Raw genomic sequence first — 13,293 nt, forward strand, 5'->3', positions numbered from 1 at the left:
TTTTGGTTTTAAAAATGCATTCGCCTTTTTCTTGGGATTAATTTTTGTCTTGACTGGCTTTATTTTTAGCTCAGTTTATTTAGGTGCGTTCGACGGATAGGGTGCAGCGTGGCCGCGCAGGAAAGTTCTACGATGGACTATTTTGATACGACGTCGAGAACTTACGGTTGGATTGCAAGACCAAATGTGAAGTCCACCGTCACTCGCTTTTTGGAGCATTGGCCGATTTATGAATACACTTTCAGGACTGATAATTTTGGGCGAAGAGTTGTCTTTCCAGCCAAGGAGAATCTACACAAGAATCAATTCCTCATTTATTTAGGGTGTTCCGCGATGTTTGGCCAAGGATTAGAGGATGAGGCAACTCTTGATTATCAGCTAACGCGTCGACTGAAAAGATACCAGTCCTACAATTACAGTGTTCCCGGTTACGGGTTGGGGCATGTGCTGGCACAAGCCCAAAACATAGACTTTGCTAAGCAAATTCGCCAACGTCAGGGCCTCATTGTTTATCTCTATCCCACTTTTCACATCGATCGCATGGTGGGTGGGCTGGAGACGATCGACTGGTCAGGCGGCCTTCCCTATTTTAGACTTGAAGGGGATAAATTGGTCCGTGATGGCTTTGTGCACGAAGAACGCTATATCTATGCAGCGGCAGAACGGCTCTACAATAAGACTTTCTTGCGCAGGAGATTTAATTTGGCTTGGCCTTTTCAGATTGATCGTGATGATCTCGAATTGGCTTGCAAGGCGATCAGCGAGGTGAAACAGCTCATTTTGAGTCAGTTCGATGAATCGCGTTTTTTATTGGTTCTCCACCCCCATTCGGTGGGTAAGGATCTTAGTTTTTGCTTGGCAAAATACGGTATCGAATGGCTCGATATGAGAGGATCGCAACGAGGATATCGAATTCAGGATATGGGTATAAAAGGTGATGGCCACCCGACTGAATTTGCCAATAAACTGACGGCTGAAGGAATTGCTCAGTACTTGAATAGTCGGGAGAAAAATCATGTTGGAACTCGGAATTGACCGGTTACTTGAAGAAGCTAGTTTCATTTGGCATTTAAAGGGACGTCGACTTGGGTTGGTGGCTCACCCAGCAAGCGTGACGGCCAACCTTTCTCACAGCCTAGAGGCTATGCTTCACCTTGGAGAATTCAACATTACCTGCGGGTTTGGTCCTCAGCATGGCATGAGGGGCGAAAAACAAGACAACATGATCGAAAGTGACACTTACGTCGATACCAGGACGAATATTCCGATTTTTAGCCTTTACGGAGAATTGAGGCGTCCTTCGAAAGAGATGTTGGATTATCTCGATGTGATCGTTGTGGATCTTCAGGATGTGGGCTGCAGGATTTATACTTTTCTGACGACTCTATTTTATTTGCTCGAAGAAGCCGCAGCTCACAAAAAGCAAATATGGGTTCTGGATCGCCCCAACCCAGCAGGACGCCCTATCGAGGGCTTAAAGTTAAAGAAGGGTTGGGAGAGTTTTGTGGGTCTTGCTCCCATGCCGATGCGGCACGGTTTAACATTGGGAGAGGCGGCAAAATGGTTTGTCAGCCACTCGCGCTTAGATGTGGATTTGAAGGTCGTTGAAATGAGAAACTATCGTATTTCTCAGATGCCGGGATTTGGATGGCCAGCGAATATTTCTTGGGTGAATCCGTCCCCTAATATGCCGAGACTAACGACAGCGAGATCTTATGCGGGTACAGTGTTGGTGGAGGGGACACAGCTTTCTGAGGGGAGGGGGACGACAATCCCTCTGGAAGTGATTGGAGCTCCAGATATTGACGCTGAGAAAATTTTGGACGAAATGAAAAAAAGCCACTCTCCTTGGTTGAGAGGTTGTGCCTTACGGCCCTGTTTTTTTGAGCCAACCTTTCATAAGCACAAAGGCAAATTGTGTTCAGGAATTCAAATTCACCCAGACTCGGTTTTTTATGATCATCTCAGCTTTCAGCCCTTGCGTGTTGTCTCCCTATTTCTTAAGAGTCTTCGTCGGCTTTACCCAGATTATGACTTGTGGCGTCAGCCTCCCTATGAATATGAATCGATCAAAATGCCCATTGATATTTTGGCTGGAAGTCAGTTATTGAGAGAGTGGGTCGATGATCGAGAAGCAAATCCAGAGGATTTGGAGAAGTCTTTGTCGAAGGATGAATCAGAATGGCTTGAAGAGTCAAAGCCTTTTCATTTTTATGAGTAGAAGTGAAAAGAGGGGAGTTCTAGTGTTTTTTGGGCTTATCTTAGTTTTCTTACTCAATTCGGTGGCTTTTGCCGGGGTCCCTCTTGAATCATCGGCAAATAACCAAGGTGAAGGGCAAACTGAGTTATTGTCGAGCAAGGCTGCTGCCGGTCTTTCCCATGAAGTTCTAGACAGGTTGTTGAATCCGGAAACTCGGCTCGAAGCGGCGATGGAGTTGTTGACCAGTGGTAGCAGGCTTAATTTATGGCAGGTGAAAGCTCTGATTAAGAGCCTTTCAAGCAACTGCCGAAAAAGTCTTCTCTCAGGGGAAGGAGTCAATGCCAACTCCAGAGAAATCGATTTATCAGGCGGCTAGGTCGCTGGCGCTGATAGGGCGGGTCCGATAGACCTCTGGAGACAGTATTTTTTCTTTTGGAATGGTGATCCAAAATACTGTTCCAACTTCCAGTTCACTCTTCAGTTCGATCTTTCCGCCGAGTGCCTCCATGATGCGTTTGGTGATGGGCATTCCAAGGCCCGTGCCTTTGTGATGGAGTGCGAGTTTCCCTAGGGTTTCAAACTCGTTAAAGACCTTGTTATGGTCTTCGGGTGCAATTCCTTTTCCCGTATCTTCGACGAAGAGTCGGGCAGTGTTGCTATCTTGTTCTAGCCAAATTGTTACTTTACCTCCCTCTCGGTTGTATTTGATGGCATTTGTGATGATATTTGAGAAGACCTGCCGAAGTCGTATCTCATCGTAGTAGCAGAGACACTGATCAATCCCGCGGGGGTCAAAAATTATCGAGATGTTTGAGGTCTCTCCCATGTTTATAAAAGACTCTGTTTGGGAAGAGACGAATTTAACCAAATCACACTGCTCAATGAATAATTCTGTTTTTCCTGCCTGCATTTTGGCGAAATCCAGAATGTCGTTAACCAATGCGATAAGATTTTGACCTTGATCATATATGATGTCCGTAAATTCTGTTCTCTGTTCGTCGTTGTCATAAAGTCCGAGTTTAAGAATTTCAGCTGAGGCGACCATCGCAGAGAGCGGCGTTCGCAGCTCGTGGGTGGTTAGAGCTATAAATCGATTCTTAGCGAGATCCAATTCTTTGAGCTGTTGATTTTGCTTTAGGAGCTCTTCAAAAGCCGCCTTGATTTCAATTTGCTTTGCGGTGATATCTCTTTGTAGCTTTTTCTGCACCGTGATGTCTTGAAACATCAGAGTGACACAGGAGATATCATCAAACTGAATTGTTTTGATTCCAAGGTTTGCGATAAACGTCATTTCATTTTGTTTGCGAATAGCAATGTCTTGAAAAAGCCCCTCGCTTTTCAGAAGCTCACTTGAGATAGCCCGAAATTCTGGCCGAACCTTCTCAGGGTAAATGGTATTGATGTCAAGTGAGCTTAAATCCTCGGTCGGCGGGAATTCTATGAGATCTTTAGCAAGGCGATTGGCGTAGATACACTTTTCGTTTGAGAGATCAAACACAAGAATGCCAAAGATCGCTTCTTCAGAAAGCGTAGTGAGTAGGTGCAAAACATTGCTGTCTGAAAGATTTTTCAATGTTAGGCCCCCCCGATCACTTTGATAAAATCTGAGGCTTTTTCAAGGTTCTTCTTTATCTCCTTGATGAGTTCCTTGAGTCCTTCATTGGGATCAATGGCAAGTCTCTTAATGACTTCTCCAGGCAGATTAAGAATTTTTGAGTGGCCGCTATTTCCAAATTTCAAGGCATGTACGAGAAGATTGGCTAAGTAGATGACGTCCACAGTTTTGCTCAAATCAGCTGAGATCCCGCCTCGCATTTTTGGATTTTCTTGGTGGTGGAATTGCGCTCCTGCTTGAATTTGCTGGGGAAGGCGCCATTTCTCACCGAGGAGTTTCCCGATGTTTGTGTGTTCAGGAATTCCGAGAAGCTTTTCTGCCTCCAAATAGCTAAGAGACTCGGCTGTGGCCTTCTGAGTGATTGAGATCAGCGAATCTTTGCTGATACAGAGGAGCGCCACTTTTCCCATGTCATGTACGAGTCCGCAGGTAAAAAGATCCGCGGGAATTGGCATTCGAATATTTTTTGCGATGGCTTCGGCAGCGATTCCAACACCGACCGAATGGGTCCAAAACTGGCTTAGGTCAAACCCATTGGAGTCTTTGACGTCTAGGGCATTGATAATGGAAGCTGACAAAACCAGTTGATGAACGGTATCAAACCCAATGTAGGCAATCGCACGACCAAGATTGCTCACTCCTCCAGGGATCGCATAATAGGCTGAATTAACGAGTCTTAGAACTTTTGTCGTCAGACTTTGATCATTTTTCATAATGTCTTCGACATCGGATGTGGAAGACATGGGATCGCCGATGACTTGGCTCAATTCATAGACAATAGTGGGGAGAGTGGGAAGCTCATCTAGCTTTGATATGAGATAGTCTTGACTTAGTTTTGGTGCTGCACCCATAATGCACTTTCTTCTGTTAATAGGACTTAGCTAGCAATCTGCGGAAATTTCTTTTTTGGAAACAATTCCTTCAATTTTGAGGTGACTCGCTGGAAAGTCACTGGCTTTAATATATAGCCATTTACGCTCAGATTTTTTGCCTGCACGATGTAATCCTTGTCGGATACCGCTGTGATCAGTATGAACGGAATGTCTTTGTAGGAAGACTGCTCTCGAACGCATTTGAGGAGACCTATCCCATCCAGATTTGGCATCATAATATCTGATAAGATGGCCACAAGATTTATTTTACTTTCTTTCAGGTGCTTGTCCCAGGCCTCCTGTCCGTCCACGCACTCGATGACTTCGTAGTCGAGCTTTTTTAAAAGGTGAGCCAGTATCTTCCGGTTTGGAGGAGAGTCTTCCGCGATAAGGATATATTCTCTGGTGCCACTGTTTTCAGAAGCTGGCTCTGACATAAGATAGAACTCCTTGATTTAGATCAATCGATGGAACGGTTCTCTATCGGAGTAAAATATGATTTATTTGATCCTTGGGATTCAAATCTTAAGGATCAAGCTCTAAGTCCTGGCATGGTTCTTTGCTTGACCTTTGGAGAGGCGATCATTGGCTTTTTGAACTTTGCGTCTCTGGTTTTGCTCAAACTCTTTGAGCTTGTTTCTCAGTTTGTGACTATGAAGCGCGAGAATCCGAACAGCCAAAAGTCCTGCGTTATAGGAATTGTCAACGGCCATAGTGGCGACAGGAACCCCTTTTGGCATCTGGGCGATCGACAAGAGAGCATCAATGCCCTTTAGTTTTCCAACTTGGATGGGCACACCGATGACGGGCAGAGAAGTCAGCGATGCCACCATTCCAGGCAGATGGGCAGCTCCGCCGGCGCCGGCGATGATAATTTGGAAACCTCTTTGCTGGGCTTTGCTCGCATAGGACTGCATATACTTTGGCGTGCGATGGGCCGAAACAATGCGGGTTTCAAATGAGACGCCAAATTCCAGCAAAGCATCTGCTGCACCCTGCATATTGGTTAGATCGGAGTCGCTACCCATGACAATGGCAACAGAGACCTTCTTTGCTTTTTTCATAAACTAAAATCCTTTTGCGCCTTAAGTACGGCTTTAAGAGCTTGGTTGGGCTTTTTGGCGAGGCTATTGAGGTGACCTAGTTTTCGACCAGGCCGATTCTCGCTTTTACCATACCAGTGGAGGGAGAGTTGAGGGGAGAGGTCCCAATGAGGGATTCCCGTTCCTTCTCCCAGAAGATTGAGCATGGCAAATCCGCCCTGCCGCAGTTCTGGGTTCGCGATCTTCATTCCTGTGATACATTTGAGGTGCAAGGAGAACTGATCAATGGACAGAGCATCTAGACTGTAGTGGGCACTGTTGTGAACGCGGGGGGCGATTTCGTTGACCCATAACTCATTCTGGCAATCAAATAGTTCAAAGGCGATAACACCAATGTATTCTTCTTCCTTAAGGAGAGATTTGATTTTTCTCAACAAGGGCAAATACTTTTTGTGTTTGACGGGTCCTTTGACCCAAAAGCAGCGCTGGTTTTTCTGATGGGACTCAACAAGAGGAAGAACAGCAAATTCTCCGTGAGTCGATCTGCCCACAAGAGTTGCCAATTCCCTTTTAAATGAGACTTTAGCTTCTGCAATGAATCCATCAAGGGATTGCGCAAAGAGTTCGTGGTAAGGCTCAAGAGAGTCTTTTGGATTTATGATATAGGTTCCGTAGCCATCGTAGCCAAATCGGCGCTTTTTTAATACCAAACCTTTAGAAAATTTGTGAGATGCCTGTTTCAAGTCGTCAAAGCAATTTACAGTGACAAAGGGAGCTGTTGGAATCCTGTGCTTCAAAAGCCATTTTTTTTGCGTCAGTCGATCCTGAAGAAGGTCAATAAGTTCTGGTTTCGGTTCAATCCGACAGTTTGTCTGTTTTTGAAGGCGTGCCAAGAGGCTTCCATTCATGAACTCGCTTTCAAAGGTGACCACGTCGAGTTCTTTCATGAATCTGACAATATCCGCTTCTTGGTGGGGATTCCCATCAATCCAGTTGCGTGTGACCTGGGCTGCGGGGTCATCGGCCTTTGGGCAAAGGACATACACCCCCAAGCCCATCTTCTGGCCCTGTTGAATGAGCATTCTAGCCAGCTGTCCCCCGCCGAGTATTCCAACTCTCACAGTCTGTTTCCCCTTTCCGAGTAAGAGCGTTCTCTCGTCTTAAAGAGAAAAGGTCAAGCCTTGCCGCTGAGCTTGCTTTTCGTAGCTCCTTCGAGGTAATTGACGCAGATGAACCCAGAGAGTCGAAAATTTCCTACATCTGCCACTCAGCTTAACTTTCCTCTGTTGTTAGCCCCTATGGTTGGACTGTCTCATATAGGTTTGCGTCTTTTGGTCCGTCGCTATTGGCCCACCGGTGCGAAGTCGATTTGGCCAACTGAAATGCTTAACAGTCGCCGTCTTCCAAATGAAAAACTGGGACAGACCCCTGAAACCTTCCGCAGCCCATTTGAACTTGATATTTGTCCCCAGATTTTGGGCAATGAAGAAAAACCCATTTATGATTCAATTCGGCTCTTGGAGGAATGGGGAGCTATTGGAATCGATATTAACATGGGTTGCCCTGTTCAGAAGGCTCTCAAACACAACTATGGTGTCGCATTGATGGGAGATCTGGATTATGCAGCCAGAGTCACAAATATTGCGACTCGGGCCAGTCGATTGCCTGTGAGTGTTAAATTGAGAGCTGGTCATCAAAATGACATTGAGTATCTGTCTCGCTTTGTTAAGAAGCTCGAGGAGTCTGGCGCATCCTGGTTGACCTTGCATCCGCGCACAAGCGAACAAAAACGGCGGGGTCGGGCGGACTGGAATCAAATTCGTGAGGTGAGAGCTCAGGTTGCGATTCCAGTGATCGGAAATGGCGACATTCAAGTGGTGGATGACGTGGAGCGAATGCTCAGCGAAACACAATGCGATGCTGTCATGGTCGGTCGGGCGATGACTGCTCGTCCCTGGATGGCCTGGCAGCTAGGAGAGCGTCTTGGGTTTCCCCCTCCAGAGTCTTTTCTGGGTCGTTCTGCTCCATCAGGGGCATGGGAAGAGGGAGAAGAGATGGGCCGTTCCCTCAGTTATTTCATTGAGGTCATGGAGGAATATTTTCCCGAAAACTTGGGAGTGAGAAAGATCAAGTTCTTTATTCGCCATTGTCATGTCTGGCTTGAGTTTGGTCACATTCTTTTTTCTCTCTCAACTCGAGCCAAATCATATCTTGAACTCAAACAGACAATTGCGAGTTTTTTTGATGTGCCGCAAAAAATGATGTCTTATACAGATTTGAGAATTTGAAGGCGTCTCTTTAGAGACCCAGTAACTCATCGAGCTTTCCCTCTGACTCCAGTTGGGAGAGGTCGCTGAAGCCTCCAATGAGCTTATTACTAATAAAAATTTGGGGTACAGTTTTCATCCCGGTTCTTGCGCGAAGCTCGGCGAGTTCTTGGTCTTTTCCATCGAGGTTGATCTCTTCAAAAGAAACTCCCTTGCTCTTTAAGAGGTTTTTCGCTCGAACACAGTAGGGACAGACTGTCCAAGTATAAATCACGACGGGTGACATGATTTCCTGCTTTCTATTTTCTTGAGTCCCATTTTACTTGAATGCAGTAAATGCAGTGAATGCAGCCCAAGTAAAAGGAACTTGAATTTGAAATCTCTGGAATTTGATATAAAACCAGTTTATCTCATTATGCAAATCTAAAAAGTGAAAAGTGAGTAAGTTGAAACGAAATGATGTGTGCCCGCTTTGCCGTTCGTTGAAAGTTGAGTTTTTTGTTGAGATCCAGAAAGATCCCAAAAGAATTTATTTTCTGTGTAGGGAATGCGAAATGGTATTTTTAGATTCTGCACTTCATTTCGCTCTGGTCGATGAGAAAGCACGATATTTGAGTCATCAAAACGATCCTCGTGATCAAAGATACAAAGAATATTTACAAAAAATGATTCAATCTCTTCTTGATGTGAAATCCTTATTAGGGAGTCGGATTCTTGACTATGGCTGTGGCCCAACAAGAGGCATGGCCGAAATTTGGGGAAACCAGTTTTTGATTGACTCCTATGATCCGATTTTTTTTCCAAACTTGAATGACAAAGAATCCCAATATGATTTTATTATTTGTTCCGAGGCCGCTGAACATTTTTATTATCCAAATGAAGAGTGGGGTCGGATGACTCGTTTAATTAAACCCGGCGGGAAGGTCCTGCTTCGAACGGCCTTGCGTCCCATTTTAGCATCGGACTTTCGAGATTGGTATTATCATCGCGATCCAACGCATGTTTGTTTTTACTCCAATGAGACTGTGGCTTGGATTGAGCAAAGTTATTCATTGAAAATAGTTTTTTTTCAGTGATCATGTTCATCAGGTCCCCTTCATCGCGTCTTGGATCCTGTCAATTTGCGCGGCAGTTGAGCCATTGTCGGGATTGAGTTTTTCTTCCAGCAAATTCAGGCTAGAAAAAACCTTGACCTCTTGAAAGAGCTGCTCTGCTACAGGATAGGTGAGTGCCAGTTGCCGCAGCCATTGTTTTGCTTTGCAGAGGGCAAAATGCTCAGTGAATTCATCCTTATATCGGCTAATCATTGGAAGAAACCATTGGCGGTTAAAGTTCTTCCAGTCCATGGGAGATGTGGACTCATTTTTTTCAAATGCCTTTATTTGGAGAGCTAAGTCTGGCCGTGCAATGAGGGGACGGCCGATCGCAAATAGGTTGCAGCCAGAAACTAATTTGCAACGTTTGTAATCTTCTAGATTCCAGATGTCGCCATTTGCCAGAACGGGAATTTTTATGGCCTCTCTCATTTTTGAAATATATTCCCAATGTGCTGGTGGACGATAGAGCTCCGCTCGAGTGCGAGCATGGATTGTGAGCGATTGAGCTCCTCCGTCGCAGACCGCGCGTGCGATTTGAATTGCAAACTCTTTGTGATCAAACCCCAGACGAACCTTCGCTGTGACCGGAACTGCTTTGGGTACCGCCTGGCGAACGGCATTCACAACTCTAAAGAGACGATCGGGATCTTTGAGAAGGGAGGCTCCTCCATCATGGCGATTCACGGTTTTTGCGGGACAACCAAAGTTAAGATCGATTCCAAGAGCTCCAATCCCGACGGCCTTTTGCGCATTGAGGGCCATCATTTCTGGACGGCTTCCTAAGAGCTGAACGAAGACCGGAACACCACTCCTCGTGACTCCCTTGTGGAGAAGTTCTGGGCAGTATCGGTAAAAGACATGGTCAGGCAGTTCTCTGTCAGTGACCCTCACGAATTCTGTCGTGCACTGATCAACTCCTCCAATTCGAGTGAGCAGATCGCGCACGATATGATCAACAACACCTTCCATGGGGGCTAGTCCAATAAACATAACAAGAAATCCTCTGCTAGGCTCGGCTCTCAGATCAATCGGCTCTCAGATCAAGGAGAGATAAAGCGGATTTGGCACAGAAACTCTCCTTTCGTCGAAGAATTCATTTGCCCGAGAAATCCAATTTTTTCAAACAGTTTGGGCACTGCGCTAGAGATGAAAATGGCTGCTTTAAAGGGGATTTTCTATTACTTTAGAGAGGCGGGGTCAATTTGTTCCGCTATAGGAAATATTCAATTCGTGGAGGATGGCCGGTGCAGGTTCGCATAGAGAAAGATAGCCTAGGTGAAATTGAAGTCCCCGCAGATCGCCTTTGGGGAGCTCAGACTCAAAGGTCCATCGAAAATTTTAAAATTGGGGGGGATCGTTTTCCTCGTGAAATGATCAGAGCCTTGGGCATTTTAAAAAAGTCGGCGGCGAAGGCAAACAGTGATCTGGGCCTTTTAGACAAGGGCAAGGCTGATGCGATCATCAGGGCTTCCAATGAGGTCATAGAGGGGGCCTTGGACGAACACTTCCCACTTGTTGTCTGGCAAACTGGGAGCGGCACTCAGACGAATATGAATAGCAATGAGGTCATTGCCAATCGTGCGATGCAAATAGGTGGTGCCGGTATTGGCTCAAAGGGGATTCATCCCAACGATGACGTGAATAAGGCTCAGTCCTCAAATGACACTTTCCCGACAGCTATGCACATTGCGGTTGCAGAACGAAGTTATCGGTATCTGATTCCGATGCTCAAAAAGTTGCGCGACGTCACGCAGGCCAAGTGCAAAGAATTTAGTGATATCGTCAAGATCGGGCGGACTCATCTCATGGATGCGACTCCGCTGACCTTGGGTCAGGAGTTTTCTGGATACGTGGCCCAACTGGATTATTCGATTGAGCGAATTGAAGGATCAATGAAAAGGGTCTTGGATCTCGCTTTGGGCGGTACGGCCGTAGGTACGGGACTGAATACACATCCTGAATTTGCGGATAAGGCCGTGGCTTATATTGCAGAAGAAACCAAGATGCCCTTCAAATGCGCCCCAAATAAGTTTGAAGCTCTTGCCGCTCACGATGCCTTGGTTCAAATGAGTGGCTCGCTCAAAACGGTGGCTGTTAGCCTCATGAAGATTGCAAGTGACATTCGCCTTCTTGGAAGCGGTCCTCGATGTGGCATAGGTGAATTGGTTCTTCCTGCCAATGAACCAGGCAGTTCAATCATGCCTGGAAAGGTAAATCCCACTCAATGTGAGGCCATGACCATGGTGGCGGCACAGGTGATCGGCAATGATGCGGCTGTGACGGTTGGGGGCTGCAATGGCCATTTTGAACTTAACGTATTTAAGCCTTTGATTGTGTTTAATGTTCTCAATTCCATTCGCCTTTTGGGTGATGCCTGCGATAGTTTTGCTGAGCATTGCATGAAAGGGATTGTGGCTAACAGGTCACAGATTAAAAAGCACCTAGACAACTCACTCATGTTAGTAACGGCGTTGAATCCGCACATTGGTTATGACAATGCCGCGAAAATTGCAAAATGTGCCTTTGCCAACAACTCAACTCTCAGAGATGAGGCCATTCGTCTTGGTTTTCTTGATGGCGCTAAATTTGATGAGGTTGTTCGTCCCGAATTAATGATTGGGCCAAAAAAATAATTGGAAGTATATCGATATGAGTTCGGTTTGTGTGTTTTGTTCGGCCAGTGAAACAGCGAGCCCCTTTTTTTTCGCTGAGATTGAGATATTGGGCAAATTGCTCGCAGAGGAAGGCATTGACGTCTGGTGTGGAGGAGCCTCTGTTGGGTTGATGGGTCGGTTGGCCGATGGAGTGATCAAGTCGGGTGGACGTGTCAGGGGTGTCATGCCGCGTGTTTTCCAGACGAAAGAGATGGTCTATCCTGGTCTCACTGAGATGATTTACGTTGACACTTTGGTCGAGCGAAAAAGAGTGATGCTAGAGAGTGCTGATGCATTTATTGGATTTCCCGGAGGAGTGGGAACTCTTGATGAAATAATGGAAGTCATGGCTCACAGGCAATTAGGACTCTCGGATAAGCCTCTGATTCTGGTTAACACCCTGGATTTTTGGCGGAGCTTTTTGGATTGTCTGGTAGAGATGCAGCAACAGCATATGATTCCTGTGGCTCTTGAGGAGCTCTGCACGGTCGTAGATCAGCCTCAGGACGTCATAAAAGTTTTGCGAAGTCATCGATTGGTCGACTGACGTATGACGATGGGTTGAGCAGATACCATTTGAGCAGGTGGGGCCGGTTTAATTGATGTGGCGACGTCTCAAGCCTCATGGAGGGGGAGAATGAGTTCGATGGCTTCCGAATTGGACAAAAACCCGAGGTTGGCCTGGCTTCATCGGGAGGACATCAGGCCTTACGTCTTTGTTCGAGATGAAAACAGGATTAAGAATCCGGGTTCGGCTTATTCGCTCAATTGGTTCGCTCATCCTCCGATTTACCTCAACCCTTTGTGTATGGATTCTCGCGATTTCGGGAATCAGATTATGAAGATGGAAACGCTGGCTTTTGGACCAAGCGGGATGCCGATGCCCCGTTGGGTTTTTTACGACTGTGCCGTCATGCCCGGATTTGTGGCTGGTTATGCACATCGGACGGCGACTTTGGCCCCAAGTGTGAAGGAAATACTCAAGGTCAATGAAGATATACCATGGACGCCGATCTCACTCTTTATCATCATTCCCACGATGGGGGTGGGGGAGTGGGTTGCCCACAACTTAACTTCAATTAATGCGCTTGTTCCTTCAGAGCACCGTTTGTACGGTCTTGGTTTTTTGAGCAAGGCCTTTGGACTTTGGCATGCGAACATTGAAATATGTTGTGGGATGACGCAGTGGCAAAGTCCATCCATGCGTCTTCACAGCCATTACGGTCCCTTTGAGATATTGACTTCTTACACCCCACTTCATTCTTATGCTCATAGCCTCACCTATCGTCTTCGAGTGGACACTGAGTACTGGCGGGAGTTCTTTGGTTTGGCTAATGTGGCCAGGAACTTCGATGCTCGTTTCAGTCGAGCCTCGTTTATGGTAGACTCGAAGCAGGACTCGTGTTTAAAACATCTACAAATGAAAATTGAAAAGGGCTACGCCCCATTTTATTTGAGTGCAAGTGAAATTCGACAGAAGTCCCTTGATGATTCTTTACACGTGTATCAACCACGCTAAAGGCCATGTTGGCCCGAGGCGTTTTA

General features: G+C 46.2%; 15 protein-coding genes. 8 read left to right on the forward strand and 7 right to left on the reverse strand.

Annotated features, from left to right (window positions below):
• The first annotated feature begins 132 nt into the window (after positions 1 to 132).
• The 3 genes from IPL83_01035 to IPL83_01045 are packed head-to-tail and all read left to right on the forward strand — an operon-like array spanning position 133 to position 2,576.
• Entirely contained in the window at positions 133 to 1,035 is a 903-nt protein-coding gene (locus IPL83_01035) for a hypothetical protein (GenBank protein MBK9037737.1), read from the forward strand.
• Positions 1,016 to 2,221: a DUF1343 domain-containing protein gene (locus IPL83_01040; protein MBK9037738.1), complete on the forward strand. Its 1,206-nt coding sequence runs from the start codon at positions 1,016 to 1,018 to the stop codon at positions 2,219 to 2,221. Before IPL83_01035 ends, IPL83_01040 begins: the two co-directional genes overlap by 20 nt.
• A gap of 22 nt (positions 2,222 to 2,243) precedes the next feature.
• Complete coding sequence (locus IPL83_01045; protein MBK9037739.1) at positions 2,244 to 2,576, forward strand: hypothetical protein; 333 nt, start codon at positions 2,244 to 2,246, stop codon at positions 2,574 to 2,576.
• Here IPL83_01045 and IPL83_01050 read toward each other — a convergent pair.
• From IPL83_01050 to IPL83_01070, 5 genes are all read right to left on the reverse strand, one after another.
• Entirely contained in the window at positions 2,565 to 3,773 is a 1,209-nt protein-coding gene (locus IPL83_01050; protein ID MBK9037740.1) for a HAMP domain-containing histidine kinase, read from the reverse strand. The two genes, IPL83_01045 and IPL83_01050, sit on opposite strands and share 12 nt — an antisense overlap.
• Positions 3,774 to 3,775: 2 nt before the next feature.
• Complete coding sequence (locus IPL83_01055) at positions 3,776 to 4,666, reverse strand: HDOD domain-containing protein (GenBank protein ID MBK9037741.1); 891 nt, start codon at positions 4,664 to 4,666, stop codon at positions 3,776 to 3,778.
• Between the two features lie 26 nt (positions 4,667 to 4,692).
• Positions 4,693 to 5,124, reverse strand: a complete 432-nt coding sequence (locus tag IPL83_01060) for a response regulator (GenBank protein ID MBK9037742.1) — start codon at positions 5,122 to 5,124, stop codon at positions 4,693 to 4,695.
• Between the two features lie 102 nt (positions 5,125 to 5,226).
• Complete coding sequence (gene purE, locus IPL83_01065) at positions 5,227 to 5,751, reverse strand: 5-(carboxyamino)imidazole ribonucleotide mutase (GenBank protein MBK9037743.1); 525 nt, start codon at positions 5,749 to 5,751, stop codon at positions 5,227 to 5,229.
• Positions 5,748 to 6,851: a 5-(carboxyamino)imidazole ribonucleotide synthase gene (locus IPL83_01070; protein ID MBK9037744.1), complete on the reverse strand. Its 1,104-nt coding sequence runs from the start codon at positions 6,849 to 6,851 to the stop codon at positions 5,748 to 5,750. The genes purE and IPL83_01070 overlap by 4 nt, the downstream gene beginning before the upstream one ends.
• Positions 6,852 to 6,959: 108 nt before the next feature.
• On the opposite strand from IPL83_01070, the gene IPL83_01075 reads away from it, so the two are divergent.
• Positions 6,960 to 8,018, forward strand: coding sequence for a tRNA-dihydrouridine synthase family protein (locus IPL83_01075; GenBank protein MBK9037745.1), 1,059 nt, complete (start codon positions 6,960 to 6,962; stop codon positions 8,016 to 8,018).
• A 10-nt stretch (positions 8,019 to 8,028) separates the two neighbouring features.
• Here the strand turns inward: IPL83_01075 and grxC are convergent, their stop codons facing one another.
• Entirely contained in the window at positions 8,029 to 8,283 is a 255-nt protein-coding gene (gene grxC / locus IPL83_01080) for a glutaredoxin 3 (protein MBK9037746.1), read from the reverse strand.
• Between the two features lie 268 nt (positions 8,284 to 8,551).
• Between grxC and IPL83_01085 the strand changes: the two genes are divergently transcribed.
• Entirely contained in the window at positions 8,552 to 9,073 is a 522-nt protein-coding gene (locus IPL83_01085; GenBank protein ID MBK9037747.1) for a class I SAM-dependent methyltransferase, read from the forward strand.
• 9 nt (positions 9,074 to 9,082) lie between these two features.
• On the opposite strand, the gene IPL83_01090 is transcribed toward IPL83_01085, so the two are convergent.
• Positions 9,083 to 10,084 (reverse strand): tRNA-dihydrouridine synthase, encoded by a 1,002-nt coding sequence (locus IPL83_01090; GenBank protein MBK9037748.1) that lies wholly within the window; start codon positions 10,082 to 10,084, stop codon positions 9,083 to 9,085.
• A gap of 254 nt (positions 10,085 to 10,338) precedes the next feature.
• Between IPL83_01090 and fumC the strand changes: the two genes are divergently transcribed.
• From fumC to IPL83_01105, 3 genes are all read left to right on the forward strand, one after another.
• The gene (gene fumC, locus IPL83_01095; GenBank protein ID MBK9037749.1) at positions 10,339 to 11,727 is read left to right on the forward strand and encodes a class II fumarate hydratase; all 1,389 of its coding nucleotides are present in this window, start codon (positions 10,339 to 10,341) and stop codon (positions 11,725 to 11,727) included.
• Between the two features lie 16 nt (positions 11,728 to 11,743).
• Positions 11,744 to 12,295, forward strand: coding sequence for a TIGR00730 family Rossman fold protein (locus tag IPL83_01100; protein ID MBK9037750.1), 552 nt, complete (start codon positions 11,744 to 11,746; stop codon positions 12,293 to 12,295).
• 90 nt (positions 12,296 to 12,385) lie between these two features.
• Complete coding sequence (locus IPL83_01105; GenBank protein ID MBK9037751.1) at positions 12,386 to 13,267, forward strand: hypothetical protein; 882 nt, start codon at positions 12,386 to 12,388, stop codon at positions 13,265 to 13,267.
• The last annotated feature ends 26 nt before the right edge of the window (positions 13,268 to 13,293 follow it).

The sequence above is a fragment of the Bdellovibrionales bacterium genome (genome assembly GCA_016716765.1).
Taxonomy (GTDB): Bacteria; Bdellovibrionota; Bdellovibrionia; order Bdellovibrionales; family UBA1609; genus JADJVA01.